The following is a 22,180-nucleotide window of genomic DNA, read 5'->3' on the forward strand; positions in this document are numbered from 1 at the left end:
TGCCAACTGGCGGCAAACTGCCGACCTGTTGTTCAACCCCGTTGCCGGCGCAGGCTCGGCTTTCGTCGCCTCGCTCAAGGTCTTTCATTTCCAGCGCTTTTTGCTGTGCAGCGGACGCCTGGCCGCTGCCCGGTATGAGCGCGACCGTTCTCGATTGGGCTGGTGCGACCTCGACCACTACCTGCTGCACCTGCCGTTGCAGCATGGCCTGGCCTGCGCCAATGGCCTGCGCGTTCGCCCTGGGGATGTAGTGGCACTCGACCTGAGCCAGCCCGCGACCTTCGGCATGACGGCCGGCGAGGGCCTGAGCCTGGTGGTGCCGCGCACGGCGTTTGGGCAGGAGCCCCCGCTCCTGCATGGCTTGCGCCTGCGCCGGGACAGCGCGGTGGGACACTTGCTGGCCGGCCTGCTGACTTCACTCGCCGTCGCCGCGACACAGTTGAGCCAGGCGCAGGCGGTGCAGCTGGGCTCGCCGTTACTGAGGGTGGTCGCTGCCTGCCTGCTCAGCGAAGGCACGCAGCAGCAGGCCCTGGTGCCGTCCAGCCAAGGGGCGCTCGGGCGCCGGGCGCGTCAGTACATCGAGCTCAACCTGCACCGCGACGATTTGACCCCGGCACACCTGGCCAAGGCCGTGGGCACCTCGCGCAGTCAGCTGTACCGCGCCTTCGCGCCCTTTGGCGGGGTCGGGCACTACCTGCTGCAGCGCCGTCTGCGACGCTGCCTGCTGGCCCTGGGCGAGCCTGGCAATGCCGGGCGGCGCATTGGCGACCTGGCCTATGCCCATGGATTCGTCGACGAGGGGCATTTCAGCAAGGTGTTTCGCAAGGCGTTCGGATTATCGCCCCGGGCCGCGCGCCGCGCACTGCAACGCGGTGAACTGACCGGCCTGCGCCTGTCAGCCAGCGAGCCACCTTCGCTGGCGCGCTGGCTGCACGCACTCGCCGACCAATGACATTGGGACCGCTGGCCAGGTTTCCGGGACGCATGGCCCCGGACGCCTGGCGCCGCTCGCCGTACGCTGGCCTCACCTGCTAACCCAACCACCCATCAACCCGGTGCCGTCGTCAGGGCCTGAACCTGCAACGCGCGATCCCCCGAAGCCACCCGGACGGCATCGGCACCGCAACAGACAAGGAGCGTCGGACGTGGCGAATCAATCCCTCCATCACCTCATCCAGAGCATCGCCGGCGCGGTCGCCGAGGCGCAGGACAAGATCCAGCGCTTCCAGGTCTCGACCGTGCGCCAGTACTTCGACGAAGACAACCGCCCGGTCAGCATCGATGTGCGCCTGCCATCCCATTCGCCCGAGGCGCGCGAAGGCGAGGAGCGCGTGGTGCGGGTGCCACTGCTGTCACTGGTGGGGGCACGGCTGATGGCCGTCAAGGACATGGAAATCTCGTTCGAGGTAGGGCTGAACGCCGATGACGGCTCGGCCGCGAACGTCGGGCCGGCAAAACCCGGCGCCGATGACTCGGGCTGGCCGAGCGAGAACCACAAGGCTCTGAACGTCGACCTGGGCGTTCGCCGCAATGGTGAAGGCGGGCCACTGGCGCGCGTCACCCTCAAAGTCGAAACCCAGCCCCCTTCGGAGGGGATGGCTCGGCTGCTGCAAAACCTCGATAAATTGATCTAGGAGAGACACAGATGGCTAACTTCTCGATGGGTGACCAGTTCCGCGGCCTGCCCATGGGCGACCTGATCGGTGGTCCGCTGACCGCCGCTTGCGACGCCCAGGTCCGCCTGGCCAACGCTACCGCCGACTTCATCAAGGTGATCGGTTTCCTGCCCCCGGCGCCCGACCCGAACAACACCGACCCCAACCGGGTAGGTGATGTGCGCACGGTCAGCTTCCGCTTCGACCGCCCCTCCACCAGCAAGCCCGACGACGGCACCATCCCCATGGAGCGCGTCGAGCTGGAAGTACCGCTGCTGGCGGTGGTCAAGGTGCCGAACCTGTCGATCAACAAGGTCGACATCACCTTCGACATGGAGGTGAAGAACTCCGAGCAATCACGCGAAGCCACCGACGCCCAGGCGGCGATGTCGGCCGAGGCCAGCGTGGGCTGGGGGCCGTTCAGCGCCAAGGTCAACATCTCCGGCTCGGTGTCCTCGCACAAGGAGAACACCCGCTCGACCGACCAGTCGGCCAAGTACCACGTCGAGGTGCACGCCGCCGACGACGGTATGCCGGAAGGGCTGGCCCGGGTGCTGGACATGATCTCGCAGTCGGTTGCGCCAAAAGCCATCACCCAGCAGTAAGGGTGAGCGGCTCAGCGTCAGCCCCAGGTGCGTCTGAGCTGTGACCAGGGGTTGGCCGTCAGTCTTTTCCGGAAAGGAGTTCCGTGATGTTCGATCTAACGGACGTGGGATATGTGAAACGCATCGTCGTCGGCAGCACCGATCCGGAGAAGCTGACGTCGCAGGATGTGATCCAGGCGCAGACCGCGCTGCTCAACCGCTGCCTGAACGAGCCGCCCAAGGGGCGCATCGTCGGCATCGAGAAGAGCTTCAACCTGCTCAACATCGGCGAGCACCAGGTGGTGCTGCAGTCGCTCATCTACCACGTGGGCTTCGCCCGTCGGCCGTTCTGGCTGCCCGACGAGCAGGAGGCCTCGTGATGAATCACCTCGAAGAATTCGTCCAGGCCTTGGGTGGCGCCATGGCCTGCGCGCAGCAGGCCACCGGGTACCGCTGGCCGGGTATCCGCATCGCCCAGATGCAAGTGGTGCTGGCGGCGACCGTCGAGCCAGGCGACGCCCCAGGCTGCCTGGCCATACGGGTCGGCCGCGCGCCACGCGGCAAGCAAACCGTGCATGAGTTGAGCATCGCCGTGCCCGGCGATGCCCAGGAGGCGATTGTCGTGCGCCTCGATGGCGAGCTGTTCGGGCACTACCGGAGGCCCGGCGATGGCCAGGCCAACTGACCGCTCGATGCGGCTACTGCTGTCAACCCAGGAGACCCGAACCATGCGCACCCTCTTGAAGAAGAAGCCCGGCGAACCGGCGCGGATGTCCACCGGCAGGCGTGTGCTGTGCGCCATCGGCGCGGCGCTGTTGTCGGCGCTGGTGGCCCTCGGTGCTATCCAACCCGACCTGGCCTTGGCCATCGCCAAATGGGCGGGGCTGGTGCTGGCGTTCTGAACCCTGCGATCAACCAACAAGGAGAGTCACCATGAAACAGCAACTGGCAACCGTACTGGTGGGGGCCTTGGCCCTCACCAGCCTGGCCTCGGCCTGGGCCGTCGAGTACCGCGGCACGCTCAAGGACGAGGGGCGCAACATTCCCGTGGTCGTGGATATCGAGCCCAGTGCCGGGCTGGGGGATCGGGCAGGCAATGTGCGCTTCAGTGGCGACTGGAAATGCGGCTTCGACCTGGAATACAGCGGGGCCAACGGCCAGGTCGACAGCTATAGCCTCGAGGGCGCGGGCCCCGGCCGCTGCGGACCACTGACGCAGGGCTACCTGCAGAGCAGCCAAGGTGGCGGCGGCCTGCAACTGCAACTGTTCACCCAACGCAACAAGCTGGCCTACAGCCTGACCGTCTTGCCGTCCGGCAAGTAACGCCGCCACCCGACACCTTTTGTTCCGCCAACAAGGCACGGCTTGCCCGCTGCCCCACGGGGAGCGGCTTGCCCGGAAAAAGGAGCAGACCATGTGCATCACCAACAGCGTAGGAACCGGTGGCAACAACGCGGCCGCCGATGTGCGCAGCCTGCAGTTGCTGCTCAACCTCAACAGCGGCCAACGCGGTTTCAGTTGCGCGCTCGGTACCGATGGCCTGTGGGGCGCGGGCACTCGCAGCGCCCTGGAGAACTTCCAGCAGATCATCGCCAGCCCGGTGGGCAAGCCAGTGGTGGCGGGCGATGCGACCCTGGCCGCGTTGCGCGGCGGCCTGTCCGGCGGGCTCACCCAGGCCAAGCTCTGGTTGGCGCTGATCAACGCCAGCAGCGCACGCATCGCCGCGTTCCATCAACCCTTGCTCGATGTGCTGACCCGCTACCGCATCGACACGCCGCTGCGCATCGCCCACTTCCTCGCGCAGATCGCCCATGAGAGCGGTTGCCTGCGTTACACCGAGGAGCTGGCCAGCGGCAGCGCCTACGAGGGGCGCAAGGACCTGGGCAACCTGCAGCCGGGCGATGGCCCGCGCTTCAAGGGCCGCGGGCTGATCCAGCTCACCGGCCGCACCAACTACCGCCAGTACGGCCAGTACTGCAAGCGCGACTTCGAGAACAAGGACGACCCCGCCCTGGTGAGCAGCGATCCGGCCCTGGCGGTGGATGTCGCCGGCTGGTTCTGGGCCAACCGCAAACTCAACGACTGGGCCGACAAGGACGACCTGCGCGAGGTCACCCGGCGCGTCAATGGCGGCTTCAACGGCCTTGACGATCGCGCCGCCTACCTCGTCCGGGCCAAGTGGCTGCTGCTCGGTTGACCCCATTCGCGTTTTCCGCCGGCAGCGGCGGAGCCAGAGGACAACAACGTCCTGTCACTGCAAAAAGGAGCTTCAAGATGAAAAAGACTTTCGCACTTAACCCAGCACGTACCGCACTGGCGGGCCTGGCGGTAATCGGTAGCCTGGCCTTCACCCTGGTGCCGATGGGATCCGCCCAGGCTGCCGTGCAATGTCCGCAGCCCAACTCGGGCGGCGCCCCGGTGGTCAACCAGCAGCATGTGTTCTGCGGCGAGGTGGCCAACAACCGGGCCAAGGGCTTCCATAGCCGACCGGCGGGCCAGCTGCCAGCCACCGTGGCCTTCACGGCGGCCACCACCAATACCCCGCAGGGGCCTGCCGGGATCTATGTGTTGCGTAGTTTCAACATCACCCAGCACGGTGTCACCGCCACCAAGAGCATCTCCACGATGTTCCCGGACAGCTGCTCGCAGGCCAATGTGGTGGCGGCCATCCAGAACGCCTACAACAACCGCACGGCATTGAATGGCAATGAATTCCGCGGCCCGTCGGGCGCGAGCTGCCAGGCCGGCACCCCGGCGGCGTCGTTCAACATCGTCGGCTACATGGATGCCACTGGCACGGTGGTGACCACGGCCTATCCTGACTACTGATTCTGCGTCATCCTCGGCAGGGCCGGGCGCAATGCCCGGCTCTTTTCGTTTTCCCGGCAAAGGAGCCTGCGCATGTCCAACCCTAATACGTCTGGTTTTCAACAGTTCCTCGACGACGAGGTGACGGGTGTTGCTCGCGAGCACCTGCTGGAGAAGGCCCTGGCCGCGCGGCAGAACCGGGTGGTGGAAGCTTACAGTGGCAATGCCTACTACGTGGCCTTCGAAGAGGATGAGGTGGTGATCGAGCACCACTATGTGGAGGATTGGCCCGCCGTGCGCCTGCCTTTGCAGGCGTTCATCACGGCCTTGCAGACGGATGCCAGCAACCCGTAGGAGCCAGCAAGGCTGGCTCCTACGGGTTGCTGGTGCGAGCGAGCGCAATCACGGCGTGCGGGTCACCCGCCACAGGGTATTGGCCAGGTCATCGGCAATGATCAACGCCCCCCTGGGATCGACCGTCACCCCCACCGGCCGCCCGCGGGTCTTGCCGTCCTTGCCGCGAAAACCGCTGGCGAAGTCCACCGGCTCGCCCGCCGGCTTGCCTGCGCGAAACGGCACGAAGATCACCTTGTAGCCCACCGGGTTGGGGCGGTTCCAACTGCCATGCTCGCCGACGAAGACACCTTCGGCGAAGCGTTCGCCCATGGCCGCGCTGGAGAAATCCAGCCCCAGCGCCGCCACGTGCGAGCCCAGGCTGTAGTCGGGCTTGATCGCGGCCTGTACCTTCTGCGGGTTCTGCGGCCGCACGCGGTCGTCGACGTTCTGCCCCCAGTAGCTGTAGGGCCAGCCGTAGAACGCGCCTTCCTTGACGGACGTCAGGTAGTCCGGCACCAGGTCCGGCCCCAGTTCGTCACGCTCGTTGACCACGGCCCACAACTGTCCGCTGTCGGGCTGGATGGCCAGCGCGGTGGGGTTGCGCAGGCCGGTGGCGTAGGGGCGGTGGGCGCCGCTCACGGCGTCGATCTGCCAGACCATGGCGCGGTCGGTCTCCACCTCCAGGCCGCGTTCGGTGATGTTGCTGTTGGAGCCGATGCCGACGTACAGGTAGCGGCCATCGGGGCTGATGGCCAGCGACTTGGTCCAGTGGTGGTTGATCGCGGCGGGCAGGTCGCTGACCTTGGTCGGCGGGGCGTCGGCCTTCGTCTGGCCATCCCGGTAGTCGAAGCGTACCAGCGCGTCCTGGTTGGCCACGTACAGCTTGCCGTCGGCGTAGGCCAAGCCATAGGGGGCGTTGAGGTTGTCGGCGAACACCGTCCGCAGTTCGTACAGGCCATCGCCGTCGGCATCGCGCAGCAGGGTCAGGCGGTTGCCGCCCTTGACCTGGGTGTTGCCCTTGGCCTTTATCTGGCTGGCGATCACGTCCTTGGGCTTGAGCTTGGCGGCGCTGCCGCCGCGGCCTTCGGCTACGAGAATGTCGCCGTTGGGCAGCACCAGGCTCTGGCGCGGGATCTTCAGGTCGGTGGCTATGGCGCTGATACTGTAGCCGGCCGGCACTGTGGGTTTCTGCTCGCCCCAGGCGGCCGGTTGGGCGATCTTCATGCTCGGCAGCAGGCCGCGCTCGGGCGTCGGCAATTTCGGGTCCGGGCCGTGGGCCTGGGTCTGTTCGCCGTCACCGCCGCAGGCGGTGAGCAGCAGGGCCATGCTCAGGGCGCTCAGTGCCAGCTTCATGCTTCACCTCCATGGCGCAGGTTGGTCATGCCGATGGCGGTGGCGATCAGCGCCAGCACGCTGACGATCGCCGACAGCACCAGCCCGGCGGGCATCACCGCCCAGGCGTCCTTGGCGTGCTCGAAGGCGTTGACCAGGCCCAGCAGCCAGGTCGCCAGCAGCACCATGAAATACCAGGTCGGGCGGCCGGCCTTGCGCGGCGCGCGGATCAGGTTGGCCAGGGCGAACAGCAGCGCCAAGCCGCTGAACAGCAGCGCGCCGGCGACCAGCCAGGCGGCGAAGTTGCTCCACTGGATCTGGTAGCTCTGGTAGTAGGCGAGGTCGCTCAGCAGGGCGCCGAGGAACAATGGCACGCTGCCGGCGAGCAGGGTCGCATGCAGTGGGCCGGGGGTGGTACGGGGCAGGGTGGTCGTGGTCACGGAGGCTCCTTGTCGTTCGGCGATCCAGGGGGCGCGCGCAGGGCGCATAGGGGAGGATCGTGAGCAAGGCGCATTAGTTCAGTGCAATCGACTCAGTCCATGCCCCGGGAGTTCAGGCCAGCAGAGGCCGCAGGAAGCTGCGCTCATAGCTGAGGATGAAGCGCTGCTCGGTCGCCAGGGCAAAGGCGGCGATGCACTCGGGGTCGGTCTCGGACGCGCTGCGGTATTGCTCGTAGGTCGCCAGGCTTGGGAAGCTGAACAAGGCATAGGCGACATTGTTGGCACCTTCGCTGGGCAGGAAGTAGCCGTGGTGGGTACCGCCCATGCGATTGACCAGGCCGATCCACAGCTTGGCGTAGGCTTCGAACGCCGGAACCTGGTAGGGGTCGATGATGTACTTGAGGTGGCAGGTGATCATTGCACGCAATCCTTTGGGTGAGCCGGGTGGCTCACCTTACAGGGGCTGTTGCTGGCCGTCACTGGGTGGCGGGTTGGCGCCAGATCAGTTGGTCGGTGGGATAGCCCTGCTGGCGTGCCAGCTCCAGCAACTGTTGGCGGGTCTGGGCGTTGACTGTCGGTGAGCGTGACAGCAGCCACAGGTATTGGCGGTTCGGATGGCCGACCAACGCCACGCGATAGTCCGGGTCGTGGTACAGCACCCAGTACTCGCCCTGGGTCAGGCTTGGCGCCAGGCGGCTGAACCAGTTGTCGAATCGCACCCAGAGCTTGTCGGTGCGCCCGGCCACTTGCGGCTCGGCGATGCCGCGGGCCTCGTTGCGCTGGCCGTCCTGCTCCAGGCAGCTGTTGGTCACGTCGATCCGGCCATCCTTGCGTAGCTCGTAGCGGGCCTCGGACTGCACGCAGTTGAGCTGGAAGAACATCGGCAGGCGCGCCAGTTCGTACCAGGTGCCCTGGTAGCGCTGCAGTTCGACTTGTTGCGTGGTGGGTGGTGGGCGCTCGTCGCGGGCGCTGGAGCAGCCGGCGACGAGCGCCAGGGTGAGGCAGCAGTAGAACGGCACGGCCAGGCGCATCGCCATAAGGAACCTCCAGAAAGGACAAGGGCTCACAGGTGTTCGATGCGCGGGCCGGGCAAAGGTTTTACTGAGCTGGGCGCGAGGTCTCCACGCTCAGTACTTCGGTGTAGATGGCATCGACGGTCTGGTCGATCTTGAGGTTCTTCATGCGCGCCTGCAGCTCGGGGTCCTCGACCTTGACCACCTGCACTGTGCCTTCTGGTGGCAGCAGGGTCACTTCGTGGGCCTTGAGGTCGATCTTCTTGATCTGCGAAGTGACCTTGACCTGGCGGAAGGCCTCACCGCCAGGGTTGGGATTGGCCGCGGTGGCGCGGATGGTGCCGGACTCCACCGACGCCTTGGGCGCGCCACCCTCATGGGTGTTGAGCACGTAGGCGACCGCGCGGGTAACCTTGATGTCGACCTGGTCGCCAACCTTCAGGTTGGGCAGGGCCTTGGCCTGCTCGGTGAGCTGGAAGGTCACGTCCTTGTCGTTAGGGCCCTTGACCGTGACCTGGCGGTTGGCCAGGTCGATCCTGGTCACTTCGGTGGTGACATGGCTTTGCAGCGCCTCGCTGGCGATGGGCAGTTCGGCGGCATGGGCGGTGAGGCTTGCGGTAGAGATGAGCGCGGCGAGAGCGAGGGCGCGGGTCGGTTTCATTGGCCTGTCTTCCTTGTGGTCGAGGGGGATGCGAGAAGAAGCATAGACACTGGCTGGCAGGTGTGTGGCCAATGTGTTTGCCCCGCGGTGAGGCCGGTTCAGACATTACAAAGGCTGATGATCACGCTCGCGCTTGGCCCTGGACACACTTACCGCCCCCGGCAAGGTCACGGCGTTCTTCGCCGCCAGTACCTCGGCCATCACGCTCACCGCGATCTCCGCCGGGGTCTTGCTGCCTATGTAGATACCGATGGGACCATGTAGGCGTTGCAGCGACTGTTCGGTTTCGCCGAAATGCTCGATCAGCCGCTCGCGGCGCAGTTGGCTGTTGCGCCGCGAACCAATGGCGCCGATGTAGAACGCCGGGCTGTGCAGGGCTTCGAGCAGGGCCAGGTCGTCGAGCTTGGGGTCGTGGCTGACGGCGATGATGCAGGTGCGCAGGTCGGCGTTGCAGGCGCGGACCACGTCATCGGGCATGCCCCTGAGGTGCTCGACGCCGGCCACCGACCAGGTGGCCATGTGTTCGGGACGTGGGTCGCAGACCGCCACCTTGAAGCCGTTGAACAGGGCCATGGTCGCCAGGTACTCGGCCAGTGCGCCAGCGCCGATCAGCAGCATGCGGTAGCCGGGGCCGAGGGTATTGACCATGTATTGGTCATCGAAGGCGAACTGCGCCGGGGTGGCGGTGACCGCCAGGCTGACCGTGCCGCTGGCCAGGGCCAGTTGGCGACGTACCAGTTGGCCGCCGTCGAGCTGGGTGAGCAGCTGTTGCAGCGGCTCGACGGCGGGGTTGAATTCGAGGATCAGCTCCAGCGTGCCGCCGCAAGGCAAGCCGAAGCGGTGCGCCTCGTCGGCGCTGACCCCGTAGCGGATCACCTCGGGTGCTCGCTGCGGCAGGCCGGGGCCGCCGTAGGCGGTGGTATAGCGCTGGACCAGGTCGTCCTCGATGCAACCACCGGAGACGCTGCCGACCACCCGGCCATCGCTGCGCAGGGCCATCATCGAACCCACCGGGCGCGGCGAGGAGCCCCAGGTGCGGGCGACGGTGGCCAGCAGCACGGGGTGGCCGGCCTGGCGCCAGGCGTGGGCGGTGCGCAGCACCAGCAGGTCGATGCTTTCCATGGTGGCCTCGGTATTTCGGTGTGTGTGGCCAGCGCCGGGCAAGCCCCCACCGTGGGAGCGGGCTTGCCCGGCGCTGGCGCTTTCAGCGCATATGCAAGATGATCGGGCTGCTGCTGGCCGGGTCGGTATGCTCGCGCAACTTGCCGACTGCCTTGGCCTGCACCGCGCCGCCATGATTGCCCCAGGCCGCGCGGGCAAAGCTCAGCACCTCGGCAATCTCCCGGTCCGACAATTGCTCACGGAACGCCGGCATGCGATAGGCATCCGGCACCCCGGCGGCAACCACGCGCTGCGAGCCGTTGAGGGTGATGTTGATCGCCGAGGCGTCCTCCCTGGCCAGCATCGAAGTGGCTCCGGCCAAGGGCGGCATCCACTCGGCCTGGCCCTTGCCATCCAGGCCATGGCAGCTGGCGCAGCGGGTTGCGTAGGTGTGCGCCCCCGGCGCCTCGCTGGCAGCGACCTGTGCCTGGTATTGCCAGGGCGGGCCATCGCGCTGAGGATCGCCAGGCAGTGACTTCAGGTAGCGGGCGATGGCTGCCAGATCGTCGTCACTCATGAACTGCGTGGAGTTGTTGAACGCCTCGGTCATCGAGCCGTAGACCACCGCGTGCTTGTTCCGCCCGGTCTTGAGGAACTGCACCATCTCCGGCTCGCTCCAGCGTCCGAGCCCGGTGTTGTGGTCCTGGCGCAGGCTCGGCGCGTACCAGCCGTCGAGCAGGGCGCCGGCGAGGAACGGCGCGCCACCATCGTCCAGGGCCTTCTCATTGAAGGCCAGGCCGCGCGGGGTATGGCAACTGCCGCAATGGCCCGGGCCTTGGACGATATAGGCGCCGCGATTCCACAACGCATCCTGCCCGGGCTGCTGCGCATAGGGCGTGGTCGGCGAGAACAGGCCGTTCCACAAGGCGATGGGCCAGCGCAGGTTCAGCGGCCAGGGAATATCACTGGGGATATTGGCCTCGGCGGCCGGTTGCACGCCCTTCATGAAGAACGCATAGAGCGCGCGCACGTCGTCGTCGCTGAGCTTGGCGTACGAGGGGTAGGGCATGGCCGGGTACAACCGGCGCCCGCCCGGGGCCACGCCCTGGCGCACGGCGCGGTCGAAGTCGGCCAGGCTGTAGGCGCCGATGCCGTGCTCGCGGTCCGGGGTGATGTTGGTGGCATGGATCGCCCCCAGCGGCGTGGCCATCTCCAGGCCGCCGGCGAAGGGCGTTTTGCCGGGCAGGCTGTGGCAGGCCACGCAGTCGCTGAGCCGGGCGACGTACTCGCCACGGCTGACCAGGGCGGCATCGGCGCTGTCCTGGGCGCTGAAGGGCGAGGCGGGCTCGCGGGTGACGTACCAGGCCAGCAGGCCTGCCGCCACCAGGCACGGCACGGCCAACCAGCCAGCGGTTCGTGCGAATCGGCTGTTGTTCATGGGCAGTCCTTGTCGGCTCAGCTGAAGGTATGGCGGCTCAAGGGCATGCTGCGCACGCGCTGGCCGGTCAAGCGCGCCACGGCGTTGGCCACCGCGGGGGCCACGGCAGGCAGCGGCGGTTCGCCGATGCCGCCCATCTTCGCGCCGCTCTGGACGATGCGCACATGCACCCGGGCCATGCGCGATGGCGGCAGGATCGGGTACAGGTCGTAGTTGCGCGCCCGCGGCACGCCGTTGTGCCACACCGCCTCTTCCAGTAGCACCTGGGACAGGCCCAGGGACACCGCGCCATTGACCTGGGCCTCGATGATCGCCGGGTTGACGATGCTGCCCGGGTCGATGGCCTGCCAGATGTCGTGCACCTTGACCTGGCCGCCCTCCAGCGACACCTCGGCGATCACCGCCGCCTCCGAGCCGAACGGCGAGGCCATGGCCACGCCACGGGCGCGCTGGCTGCCGTCCTCGGCGGTGAACGGCCCGCGTTTCCAGCCGCCGGACAACTCAGCCACCGCCTGCAGCAGGGTGGTCAGGCGTGGGTTGCCCTGCAACAGGTGCAGGCGCAGTTCGAAGGGGTCGTGGCCGCCCTTGTCGGCCAGTTCGTCGAGGAACGACTCGTAGAAGAAATCGTTCAGCGAGTTGCCCACCGAACGCCAGTAGCCTTGCATGGCCGGGGTCTTCACGTAGATCTGCGCGATGCGCTTGTTGGCGATGGCGTAGGCCTTGCCCGACAGCCCTTCAAGGGCGGTCGGGTCGACCTTGTCGCCTTGCTGGCCGGCGATGGACTCGGTCGGGCCTTCGGTGGCGCTGATGGCCTCGATGGCCACCGGCAGGCCTTTGTCATCCAGCCCGGCGCGGAACTTGGCCACCGCCATGGGCCGCATGGCGTCGCGCAGGAACTCTTCCTCGCGGCTCCAGATCAGCTTCACCGGTCGGCCCACGGCCTTGGCCAGGGCGATGGCCTGGGGGTAGGGGCTGGCCGCGTCGTAGAGGAAGTGCCGGCCAAAGAAACCGCCCAGCAACGGCGAGTGCAGGGTGATGCGCTCAGGCGCAAGGCCGGTGCGCTTGGCAATGTCGTCGCGGAACATGTCCTGGGCCTGGTTGGGCAGCCACACCTCGAGGCTGCCGTCGGGGTTGAAGCGCGCGGTGGCCGAAGGTGGTTCCAGCTGGGCGTGGTTGAGGAACTGGTTGTGGTAGGTGGCCTCGACGGTGGTCTTGGCACTGGCCAGCGCGGCGGCGACGTCGCCGTGGTTTTCTTCGTCACGGGCCGGGCCGGTCTGGCTGGCCAGGTGCTCGCGCCAGCCATCGCTGGAAAAATCCGCCGGCATTGGCCGCACCTTGCTGTCGGCCCCGGGTTCCTTCCAGTCCACCTGCAAGGCCTCCGCCGCGCGCTTGGCGTTGAACCAACGCTCGGCGACCACCGCCACCGCGCCGGGTAGCTGGTGTACCGAATGCACGCCCTTCATGGCCTTGACCTGCTCCTCGTTGCGCAGTTGACCGACCGTCATGCCCAGGCGCGGCGCATGCTGCACGGCAGCGTGAAGCATGCCGTCGACCTTGACGTCGATGCTGTACACGGCCTTGCCGGTGGACTTGTCGTAGGCGTCGAGGCGCGGCACCGGCTTGCCGATCCAGCGGAACTGGCCGGGGTCGCGCAAGGTGACGCTGGCCGGGTCCGGCACCGGCAGGTCCATGGCCGTGCCAGCCAGCTCGCCGTAGCCGACCGCGCGGCCCGAGGCGGCATGCACTACCTTGCCCGGTTCGGTGCTCAGTTCGCTCACCGCCACGCCCAGGTGCTGGGCACCGGCCTGCAGCAGCATGGCCCGGGCCAGGGCACCGAGGCGGCGCATGGTTGGGTAGCTCATGCGCACCGACATGCTGCCGCCGGTGATGCGCAGGCCGTTTTCCATCACCACGTAGGCTTCGCCGGCGGGCGCGCTTTCGACCAGGAAGTGGGCAGGGTCGAGGTCCAGCTCCTCGCCGACGATCTGCGCCATGGCGGTGTTGACCCCTTGCCCGCCCTCCATGAATGGGCTGAGCAGGCGCACGCTGCCGTCCGGGCGGAGCTCCAGGAAGGCCGGCACCTGGGTGCCGCGCTCGGTGGCGCTGGCAGCCTGCACTCGTGGTGCGCCCACGGGCAGGCCGAAGCCGAGCACCAGCGCGCCCACGGTGGTGCCGACCAGGAAGCGCCGGCGCGACAGGTTGACGGTTTCGCCCGCCGGCAGTTTCAGCAGGTCTTCGGGGGTCTCGATGCGCAGGCTCATCAGGCTTTCCCCCCTTCGGCGAGGTCGTGCAGGGCGGCATGGATGGCGTTGTAGGTGCCGCAGCGGCACAGGTTGACCATCGCCGCGTCGATCTGCTCGGTGCTGGGCTTGGCGGTGTGCTTGAGCAGCGCGGTGGCGGCCATCACCTGGCCGGACTGGCAGTAGCCGCACTGCGCCACCTGGTGCTCGACCCAGGCGGCGACCACGCGCTTGCCCACCGCATCGTCCTCGATGGCTTCGATGGTGGTCACCTCGCGGCCGACCACCCCGGCCACCGGGGTGACGCAGGCGCGCACCACGTTGCCGTCCACCAGCACCGAGCAGGCGCCGCACTGGGCCAGGCCACAGCCGTACTTGGTCCCGGTCAGGCCGAGGTCGTCACGGATCACCCAGAGCAAGGGTGTGTCGGCGTCGGCCTCGACCTGGTAGGTCTTCTGGTTGATGCGTAGTTCCATGGGGGTCACCTGCTGATCACGGTCTGGAGGCGGGGAATACACTGTTCCCCAATCCAGAAACGCTAGCACAGGCTTGTCCGTGCGGAATCGGTGCACTGCGCAGGTTCAGAGGATCAGGCAAGCAATCCGGCGGAATGCGCAAATCGTTGCTCAATCGATGCGCGGATGCTGCTGGGCCAAGGTCTTGCGCTTGGCCTCGAGCTCGGCGATCTGCGCGTCGATGTCCTCGATTTTCTGTTCGATGTTGTCGTGGTGCTCCTGCAGCAGTTCGCGGGCCTCCTCGATGTCCGAGGCGGCCGGGGCGGCGCCGCGCAGTGGCTGGTTGGCGGTTTCCTTCATGGTCAGGCCGGTGAGCAGGCCGATCACCGCGATGACCATCAGGTAGTAGGCTGGCATATACAGGTTGTCGGTGGTCTCCACCAGCCAGGCGGCGATGGTCGGGGTGAGGCCGGCGATCAGTACCGAGATGTTGAAGGCGCTGGCCAGGGCGCTGTAGCGGATATGGGTGGGGAACATCGCCGGCAGCGTCGAGGCCATCACGCCGATGAAGAAGTTCAGCAGCACGGCGAGCATCAGCAGGCCTGCGAAGATCACTGCCAGCTTGCCGCTGGTGATCAGCATGAACGCCGGAATGGCCAGGGCGAACAGGCCGACGCTACCGATGATGATGAACGGCTTGCGCCCCCACTTGTCGCTGAGCAGGCCGATCATCGGCTGCACGAAGAGCATGCCGACCATGATCGCGATGATGATCAGCACGCCGTGGTCCTCGCTGTAGTGCAGGTTGTGCGAGAGGTAGCTGGGCATGTAGGTGAGCAACATGTAGTAGGTGACGTTGGTGGCGATCACCACGCCGATGCAGGTCAGCAGGCTGCGCCAGTGTTTGGTCGCCACCTCCTTGAACGACACTTTCGGGCCGCTGGCCAGGCCCTCGCGGTCACCTTGCTCGAGTTTTTCGACGTGCTGCTGGAAGGCCGGGGTTTCTTCCAGCGCGTGACGCAGGTACAGGCCGATCAGGCCCAGCGGCAGGGCCAGGAAGAACGGCAGGCGCCAGCCCCACTCGAGGAACTGTTCCTCGCCGAGGATCGTCGAGATCAGTACCACCACCCCGGCGCCGAGGACGAAACCGGCGATCGAGCCGAAGTCCAGCCAACTGCCGAGGAATCCGCGCTTGCGGTCCGGGGCGTACTCGGCGACGAAGATCGAGGCGCCGGTGTATTCGCCGCCCACCGAGAAGCCCTGGGCCATCTTGGCCAGCAACAGCAGGATCGGCGCCCAGATGCCGATGCTGGCGTAGGAGGGGATCAGGCCGATGGCGAAGGTGCTCAGGGACATGATCACGATGGTTGCGGCCAGCACCTTCTGGCGCCCGTAACGATCGCCCAGGGCGCCGAAGAACAGCCCACCCAGCGGGCGGATCAGGAAGGGCACGGAGAAGGTGGCCAGGGCGGCGATCATCTGCACCCCGGGGCTGGCGTTGGGGAAGAACACCTTGCCCAGGGCATAGGCGACGAAGCCGTAGACGCCGAAGTCGAACCACTCCATGGCATTGCCCAGGGCGGCGGCGGTGATGGCCTTGCGCATCTTGGCGTCGTCGACGATGGTGATGTCCTTCAGGCCGATGGGCTTGACGGGTTTCTTGCGTGATTTCATGGGCCATTGTCCTTAGGTGGCGGGCGGCCTGGCCATGGTTTGGCCAGCGCTTCTAAGGGATCAGATGCAAGGGTGCGCTAAATAATTCCGTGCTAGATGATTTTGCGTTGCCTGCTTCGCCAGCAAGCTTGCTCCTACGGGGCGGCGCTGGTGGCCCTGCGCTGCGTCGGAAAGTTGGATTAGCGAATCATTCCTAAATATCCACCTGGGCACTTCGTGTTTAACAACAGGCCCTCGGCGGTGCGACTAAAGTCGGCTTGGATTGTTCGACAATCGGAATATTGTCTAGTTGAGCATCGATTCCAACCGATTGAAGTGGTTGGCCTTTTCACACATTACAGTTCACCGGGAGCCGCGCTGCGAAGGCACTAAAGTTTCACTAGGCGCAAGCCGATAATCACCAGTAACTGCACTGCAAAGTTCAACTTTCGCCGTGCCTTTATTTGGCTATAGGTGTTGTATGTGGTACCGGTTTGCTCCTGCTCGTCGCTTTTCGTTGTCCGTCGCGCTGTCGTGCTTGTGCGTCGGCGTCACCCAGGCGGATACCCCAGGCCAGGAAGTGCTGCGCCAACAGCAACAGCAGCAACAGGACCTGCAACAACTGCAACTCGAACAGCGTCGCCGGCAACTGGAGCGGGGTGCCTTCTCCACCCCAGGCACGCCCCCGGCGCCCGCGCCAAGCGTCGCCCCGGACAGCCAATGTTGGCCGTTGGCCGGGGTTCGCCTCGGTGGCGTCACGCTGATCGATCGCGCCCGTCTCGAGGCCCGTATCCAGCCGCTGCTGGCGCCCTGCATGGGCGTCGGCCAGATCAACCACCTGCTGGCGACCATCACCGCGGTGTACCTGGAGCAGGGTTATGTCGCCAGCCGGCCGTACCTGAACCGCGCCCCGGCCGCCGGCCAGTCGCTGGATATCCTGGTTGACGAAGGCTACGTCGAGGCCATCGAGCTGGCCGATCAGCAACTGCCGGTGTCGTTGGCCGGCGCCTTCCCCGGCATGCTCGGCGAGCCGTTGAACCTGCGTGACCTGGAGCAGGGCCTGGACCAGCTGAACCGCCTGCGCTCGGTCGACCTCGGCGCGGATATTGCCCCCGGCAGCCAGCCGGGCGCCTCGCGGATCATCCTGCGCCCGCGCAGCGCCGGGCAGCCGCGGGTGGCCTTGGGCCTGGGCCTGGACAACCTCGGCAGCGCCAGTACCGGGCGTGATCGGCGGGTACTGAGCCTGAGCCTGGACAACCCGCTGGCGCTCAACGACCTGCTCAGCCTCAGTGCCAGCGACACCCTCAACCAGGGTGAGCGCTATAGCCGCAATGCCAGCCTGTACTACGCCATCCCCTACGGCTACTGGACCTTCAGCCTGTTCGCCAGCCACGCCGAATACAGCGCGCCGGTCAAGCTCAGCAGCCTGACCCTGCACAGCCGCGGCATCACCGACCAGCTCAGCCTGCGCGGTGAGCGTGTGCTCTGGCGCGACCAGCGCCATCAGCTGAGCGCCAACCTGCAACTGGCGCACAAGGATGTCGACAGCGAGTTCGCCAAGGTGCGCCTGGATGTGCAAAGCCCGACCCTCAGCGTGGCGGAAGCCGGGCTCAACCTGTTCTGGCTCGACCGCGCGGTATGGAACTTCGACCTCAACTATGCCCAGGGCCTACGTTGGTTCGGCGCTGACGACGACGCCCAGCGGGTGGTCGCCAACTTGCCCAAGGCGCAGTTCCACAAGTACCGCGCGGGCCTCAGCCAGTGGCGCAACGGCCAATTCGGCGACCAGGCCTGGCAGTGGCAGAGCCAGCTCAACGTGCAGTACAGCCCCGATCCTTTGCCGGCCATCGAGCAGTTGCTCGGAACCGACGATTCCGCCGTGCGCGGCTACCGGGTCAGCAGTATTTCCGGGGCCAGCGGAGCGGTCTGGCGTAACACCCTGCGCTTGGGGCAACGCCCCGCCGGGCCCTTGAGCATCACCCCGCGACTGGGGCTGGACCACGGTTGGATCAAGGCCGACCACGGCGCCCCGATGCAGCACCTCAGCGCTGCCAGCCTCGGCGTCAACCTGGGCTGGAAAGGCCTGCAACTGGACTTCGACTACCAGCGCAGCCTGAGCACCCCCAGTGGCAACCACCGCGAACCGGAAGTCTGGCTGTTCAGGGCCGGCCTGCAGATCTGAGCGGGGCAAACCTATGTGCAATGGCTACATGGGCAACAACTATGGAGAGTGACCTATGACGATGAAACCCTTTGCCTTCAAGCTGTCCCCCCAGGGCCGGCTGCGTTGGGCGATTGCCAGCCTGTTCCTCACGGCCAGCCTGCCACAGGCCCTGGCCGCCGGGGTGGTGGTGGCGCCTGGCCCCGGTGGCAGCGCGCAACTGCAAACCCAGGGTGGCGTGCCGATCGTCAACATCGTCGCGCCCAACGGCGCGGGGCTGTCGCACAACCAGTTCCTCGACTACAACGTCGACCGCCAGGGCCTGGTGCTGAACAACGCCTTGCAGGCCGGCAATTCGCAACTGGCCGGGCAACTGGCGGCCAACCCGCAGTTCAACGGCCAGGCGGCCAGCGTGATCCTCAACGAGGTGGTCAGCCGCAACCCGTCGGCCATCAACGGTGCCCAGGAAATCTTCGGCCGCGCTGCCGATTATGTGCTGGCCAACCCCAACGGCATCTCGGTCAACGGCGCCAGCTTCATCAACACGCCCAACGCCAGCCTGGTGGTGGGCCGCCCCGAGGTGAACGACGGCAAGCTGCGGGCCCTGGGCACCACGGATGCCAGTGGGCAGTTGCAGGTGCAGGGCGCCGGCCTGCGCAATGACGGCGGCTCGGTCAACCTGATCGCCCCGCGCATCGACAGCCAGGGCCGTCTCGATGCCCGTGACCAGCTCAACCTGACCGTCGGCCGCCAGCAGGTCGACTACGCCAGCGGCCAGGTCACCGCGGTGGATCCGGCCGCGGCCAGCGGCGAGCGGCGCATCGACGCCAGCCTGTTCGGCGCCATGCAGGCCGGGCGCATCAATATCGTCAGCACCGCCGAGGGTGCGGGCGTGCGGGTAGGCCCGGCACAGCTCAGCGGGCGTGACGGGGTGAGCATCCAGTCCGCCGGTGACCTCGATGTCCGCGGCGAGGCCGTGGCCGACAGCCTGCAAGCCAACCGCGCCGGTATCCACAGCAGCCAGGGCGATGTCGGGCTGCGCAGCGCCCACGACCTGACCCTGGCAGCGGCCGACGTGCACGGCCGCGACGTCAAGCTCGACGCCGGGCGTAACCTCACCCTGAACACGGTACAGAGCCGCAAGCTCCAGGAAAAACGCGAGAACTGGCGCAGCGGCGCGCTGGGCATCGACTGGGAAACCTACCAGCGCACCTCCACCGACAGCGATACCCGCGAGCACGGCAGCCAGGTGCTGGCCCAGCGCGATGCGCGGCTCAGCGCGGGGCAGGACGCCCAACTGACCGGTGCCCACGTCGAGGCCGCCGGCCACCTCGGCATCGACAGCGGCGCCGACCTGCGCCTGGCGGCCGCCACCGAGCAGCATGTCGAGACCGACCAGGGCAAGCACACCAAGGGCTTCTGGAAGGCCGACTGGGACAAGCGCAGCGAAGAGCAGCGCAGCGTCACCAGCCAGCTCAAGGGCGGCGATATCGCCCTCAAGGCCAAGGGCACCGTGGCCACCGAAGGCGCCCAGTTGAGCAGCGGCCAGGACATCCGCATCGCCGCCAAGCAGGTGCAGCTCGGGACCGCTTTGCGCACCAACGCGCGCAACAGCCATGACCAGCAGAGCAAGTTCTTTGGCATCAGCCACAACGAGGCCAGCCAAGGCAACCGCGAGAGCACCGCGGTGCGCAGCGAGCTGGTGGCTGGCGGCACCCTGGGCCTGAGCAGCGGCGAGAACATCGATGTGGTCGGCGCCACGGTCAAGGCCGCTGGCGCGTTGAACGCCGAGGCCGGCGGTGACGTGAAACTCAGCGCCGCCGAAGACACCCGCGAGCACAGCGCCAGCGGCAACAGCCGTGGCTTCGTCGCCTCGGCCAAGGAAACCGCGCCGGGTGCCGGGCAGTACCGTGCCGGTATCGCCTATGTCAGCGAGAAACACAGCAGCAGTGGCACCGAGGTCAACCAGCACGGCGCCCACCTTAGCGGCAGCGCGGTGCAGGTCAGTGCCGGCAACGAGCTGGCGGTCAAGGGCTCGACGGTCCAGTCCAGCGCGGGCGACACCACCCTGAGCGGCAAGCAAGTGTCGCTGCTGGCCGGGCAGGATCAGCGCAGCGACAGCGCCGACAGCAGCCGTACCGCGGGCGGTGTCTACCTCACCGGTGGCCTTGATCGCGCCGGTGGCGGTGTCGATTTCTCCCACGCCAGCAGCCAGGACAGCAGCAGTGCCAGCACGGCCAAGACCAGCAGCGTGCACAGCAGCGGCACGCTCACCGTCAACGCCGGCAACCTGCTGAGCGAAGGCGCGCAGGTCGCCAGTGGCAAGGGCCTGAGCCTGACCGCCGACAGCGTCGACAACCGTGCCGCCAGCGACAGCAAGACCAGCAGCCACCAGCAGAGCAGCTGGACGGCGGATGTCGGCGTCAACGCCGAGTACAAGGAGATCGCCCGGCCCATCGCCGGCGTGGTCAGCGATGTGGTGAATGGCAAGGTCTCGGTCAAGGACGCGCTCGACGGCAAGCTGCCGGTCAAGGAAGTGGGCGACGTGCTGCAAGGCAAGACTTCGGTAACCGCGGCGCTGTCGCAGATCGGCTCGGCGAACGTCGGCGTCGACGTGGCGCTGGGCCACGCCAGCCAGGCCAGCAGCGAGCAGTCGAGCAAGGCGGTGGTCGGCACCTTCGCAGGGCAGAGCGTCGAGTTGAACGTCGCCGGCAAGCTGCGCGACCAGGGCACCCAGTACCAGGCCAGCAATGGCGCACTCACGATCAAGGCCGACAGCGTGCAGGCCGAGGCGGCCCGCGATAGCCATGCCAGCAGCAGCCAGCAGGTCACGGCCAATGTCAGCGGCCGGGTCTACACCAAGACCGGCTCGGATGTGAACGTGACCGCCGCCGGCTCCGGCAGCAACGAACACTCCAGCCGCGACAGTTCCACCGCAGTGGTGGCGAGCTACGGCGCCAGCCAGGGTGTGGACATCCAGGCCGCGGGCAACGCCAGCTTCGAAGGCAGTCGCCTCGACGGCGGCCAGGCTGGCGTGACCGTGGGCAGCGGCGGCGACCTGGCGCTGAACCAGGCCAGCAACCAGGTGCGCAGCGACAGCACCCGCGTGGGCGGTGGCGCCTCGCTGACGGTCAGCAGCCTGCCGACCGGCACTACCGACCTGGGCGGCAGCGTCCAGTTCGAGCACGGCGCCAGCCACAGCGATGAGAGCAAGGCCCAGGTGGCGAGCATCAGCGGCAATGGCCCGGTGCGCCTGAACAGTGGCGGCAACCAGACCGTGCAAGGCGCCCGCGTCGAGGTGAGTGGCCCGGTCGAACTCAAGGCCGGCGGCAAGCTCGACCTGCAGGCCGCCAGCGACAGCCGCAGCGTGACCGGTCACCAGGTTGACCTTGGCTTGAACCTGGGCGGCAAGTCGGTCAGCGGCGAGCAGGGCAGCACCCTGAGCGGCAACCTGGGTGGCCACATCAAGGCCGGGCAGACGCGCGAGTCGGCCAACACCCTCAGCGGCGGCCAGCTGGCGTCACGCGACTCGGTCAGCCTCGAGGGTGGTTCGCTGCATGCCCAGGGTACCCAGGTTACCGGACCGCAGGTCAAGCTGAGCGCCGGCGCGGGCGGCGTGCTGCTGGAGTCGGCGCAATCCACCCAGGGTCGTGGCAACTGGGGTGTCGAGCTCAATGCCGGCGGCAACCTCAGCCGCGAGACGCCTGCCGGCGCCGAGCAGCCGGGCAAGCCGGTCTACGGCTTCGACCTGGGGGCCAAGGGGCAGCTCGATTACCTGCAGGCCAGCACCCAGCAGAACAGCCGGGTCAGTGCTGGGCAGGTGGTGCTGAACAGCGCCGGAACCACGCAGCTCAGCGGCGCGCGGGTCGAAGGCCAGCTCAGCGGCCAGCGCCAGGGCGGCGTCAGTGTCGCGGAGCGCCAGGACACCATCACCTCGGCCCGTCTCGACCTGGGCCTGGGCCTGACCGGCAAGCCGGGTGAGGCCAAGGACGGCGAGCAACCCAGCGGGCTCGACTACAAGCCGGCCTTCGACGCCCAGGGCGAGTTCCTGCGCAAGGCCAGCGTGAAGGAGGTTTCGGGCGTGGTTGACGGGCAGGGCGCCCTGGTTACCGGAGCCAGCGTCAAGCCGGTCAACTACGAGGTCAAGGCCACCCTCGACCAGCCGAAGGCGTCGGAGCTGGCGCTGCCGAGTGTGTCGTTGGAAGAGGGCAAGGTGAAGGTCGGGCCACTGACGATCGAAGGGCGCACCGACAAACTGATTTAACGCCTCATCTGGTGGTGGTTGGTCCTCTTGCATTGGACT

The 22,180-nt window shown here is 67.2% G+C and carries 22 protein-coding genes; 12 read left to right on the forward strand and 10 right to left on the reverse strand.

All coding sequences use genetic code 11. The features are described 5' to 3' along the window. The 10 genes from E3U47_RS13310 to E3U47_RS13350 all read left to right on the forward strand — a co-directional run. The coding region (locus E3U47_RS13310; RefSeq protein WP_256660271.1) for a helix-turn-helix domain-containing protein at positions 1-952 on the forward strand (952 nt) is incomplete at its 5' end. Between the two features lie 193 nt (positions 953-1,145). After that, positions 1,146-1,634, forward strand: a complete 489-nt coding sequence (locus E3U47_RS13315) for a DUF2589 domain-containing protein (protein ID WP_134691900.1) — start codon at positions 1,146-1,148, stop codon at positions 1,632-1,634. 11 nt (positions 1,635-1,645) lie between these two features. Next, positions 1,646-2,260, forward strand: coding sequence for a DUF2589 domain-containing protein (locus E3U47_RS13320; protein WP_110698588.1), 615 nt, complete (start codon positions 1,646-1,648; stop codon positions 2,258-2,260). 86 nt (positions 2,261-2,346) lie between these two features. Next, positions 2,347-2,619: a hypothetical protein gene (locus E3U47_RS13325; RefSeq protein WP_134691901.1), complete on the forward strand. Its 273-nt coding sequence runs from the start codon at positions 2,347-2,349 to the stop codon at positions 2,617-2,619. After that, positions 2,619-2,924: a hypothetical protein gene (locus E3U47_RS13330; RefSeq protein WP_134691902.1), complete on the forward strand. Its 306-nt coding sequence runs from the start codon at positions 2,619-2,621 to the stop codon at positions 2,922-2,924. Before E3U47_RS13325 ends, E3U47_RS13330 begins: the two co-directional genes overlap by 1 nt. A gap of 43 nt (positions 2,925-2,967) precedes the next feature. Then, positions 2,968-3,141, forward strand: coding sequence for a hypothetical protein (locus tag E3U47_RS24965; protein ID WP_167659481.1), 174 nt, complete (start codon positions 2,968-2,970; stop codon positions 3,139-3,141). Positions 3,142-3,172: 31 nt separating this feature from the next. Then, positions 3,173-3,562, forward strand: coding sequence for a hypothetical protein (locus E3U47_RS13335; protein ID WP_134691903.1), 390 nt, complete (start codon positions 3,173-3,175; stop codon positions 3,560-3,562). 91 nt (positions 3,563-3,653) lie between these two features. Further along, positions 3,654-4,436: a glycoside hydrolase family 19 protein gene (locus tag E3U47_RS13340; RefSeq protein ID WP_134691904.1), complete on the forward strand. Its 783-nt coding sequence runs from the start codon at positions 3,654-3,656 to the stop codon at positions 4,434-4,436. Between the two features lie 77 nt (positions 4,437-4,513). Next, positions 4,514-5,068 carry an EndoU domain-containing protein gene (locus E3U47_RS13345; RefSeq protein ID WP_134691905.1) on the forward strand — a complete coding sequence of 185 codons (555 nt, stop codon included), beginning with the start codon at positions 4,514-4,516 and terminating at the stop codon, positions 5,066-5,068. A 72-nt stretch (positions 5,069-5,140) separates the two neighbouring features. After that, complete coding sequence (locus E3U47_RS13350; protein ID WP_134691906.1) at positions 5,141-5,401, forward strand: hypothetical protein; 261 nt, start codon at positions 5,141-5,143, stop codon at positions 5,399-5,401. A 48-nt stretch (positions 5,402-5,449) separates the two neighbouring features. Here the strand turns inward: E3U47_RS13350 and E3U47_RS13355 are convergent, their stop codons facing one another. The 10 genes from E3U47_RS13355 to proP form a co-directional block, all read right to left on the reverse strand. Further along, the gene (locus E3U47_RS13355) at positions 5,450-6,736 is read right to left on the reverse strand and encodes a sorbosone dehydrogenase family protein (RefSeq protein ID WP_134691907.1); all 1,287 of its coding nucleotides are present in this window, start codon (positions 6,734-6,736) and stop codon (positions 5,450-5,452) included. Next, on the reverse strand, positions 6,733-7,203 hold the full coding sequence (locus E3U47_RS13360; protein WP_167659482.1) for a DUF2231 domain-containing protein: 471 nt from the start codon (positions 7,201-7,203) through the stop codon (positions 6,733-6,735). The genes E3U47_RS13355 and E3U47_RS13360 overlap by 4 nt, the downstream gene beginning before the upstream one ends. Positions 7,204-7,267: 64 nt before the next feature. After that, entirely contained in the window at positions 7,268-7,573 is a 306-nt protein-coding gene (locus E3U47_RS13365) for an NIPSNAP family protein (RefSeq protein ID WP_134691909.1), read from the reverse strand. Between the two features lie 58 nt (positions 7,574-7,631). Further along, positions 7,632-8,192, reverse strand: a complete 561-nt coding sequence (locus E3U47_RS13370; RefSeq protein ID WP_134691910.1) for a lipocalin family protein — start codon at positions 8,190-8,192, stop codon at positions 7,632-7,634. A gap of 61 nt (positions 8,193-8,253) precedes the next feature. Beyond that, the gene (locus E3U47_RS13375; RefSeq protein ID WP_134691911.1) at positions 8,254-8,829 is read right to left on the reverse strand and encodes a hypothetical protein; all 576 of its coding nucleotides are present in this window, start codon (positions 8,827-8,829) and stop codon (positions 8,254-8,256) included. A gap of 105 nt (positions 8,830-8,934) precedes the next feature. Further along, entirely contained in the window at positions 8,935-9,951 is a 1,017-nt protein-coding gene (locus tag E3U47_RS13380; protein ID WP_134691912.1) for an XdhC family protein, read from the reverse strand. An 82-nt stretch (positions 9,952-10,033) separates the two neighbouring features. Beyond that, entirely contained in the window at positions 10,034-11,368 is a 1,335-nt protein-coding gene (locus E3U47_RS13385) for a cytochrome c (RefSeq protein WP_134691913.1), read from the reverse strand. Positions 11,369-11,385: 17 nt separating this feature from the next. After that, positions 11,386-13,629 carry a molybdopterin cofactor-binding domain-containing protein gene (locus E3U47_RS13390; protein ID WP_134691914.1) on the reverse strand — a complete coding sequence of 748 codons (2,244 nt, stop codon included), beginning with the start codon at positions 13,627-13,629 and terminating at the stop codon, positions 11,386-11,388. Beyond that, entirely contained in the window at positions 13,629-14,084 is a 456-nt protein-coding gene (locus E3U47_RS13395; protein WP_134691915.1) for a (2Fe-2S)-binding protein, read from the reverse strand. The genes E3U47_RS13390 and E3U47_RS13395 overlap by 1 nt, the downstream gene beginning before the upstream one ends. 150 nt (positions 14,085-14,234) lie before the next feature. Then, positions 14,235-15,737: a glycine betaine/L-proline transporter ProP gene (gene proP, locus E3U47_RS13400; protein WP_134691916.1), complete on the reverse strand. Its 1,503-nt coding sequence runs from the start codon at positions 15,735-15,737 to the stop codon at positions 14,235-14,237. 460 nt (positions 15,738-16,197) lie between these two features. Between proP and E3U47_RS13405 the strand changes: the two genes are divergently transcribed. Further along, complete coding sequence (locus tag E3U47_RS13405) at positions 16,198-17,898, forward strand: ShlB/FhaC/HecB family hemolysin secretion/activation protein (protein WP_134691917.1); 1,701 nt, start codon at positions 16,198-16,200, stop codon at positions 17,896-17,898. A 55-nt stretch (positions 17,899-17,953) separates the two neighbouring features. Continuing rightward, positions 17,954-22,141 (forward strand): hemagglutinin repeat-containing protein, encoded by a 4,188-nt coding sequence (locus tag E3U47_RS13410; protein WP_134691918.1) that lies wholly within the window; start codon positions 17,954-17,956, stop codon positions 22,139-22,141. Positions 22,142-22,180 lie beyond the last annotated feature (39 nt).

It is taken from the genome of Pseudomonas sp. RIT623, assembly GCF_004519305.1.
Lineage (GTDB): Bacteria > Pseudomonadota > Gammaproteobacteria > Pseudomonadales > Pseudomonadaceae > Aquipseudomonas.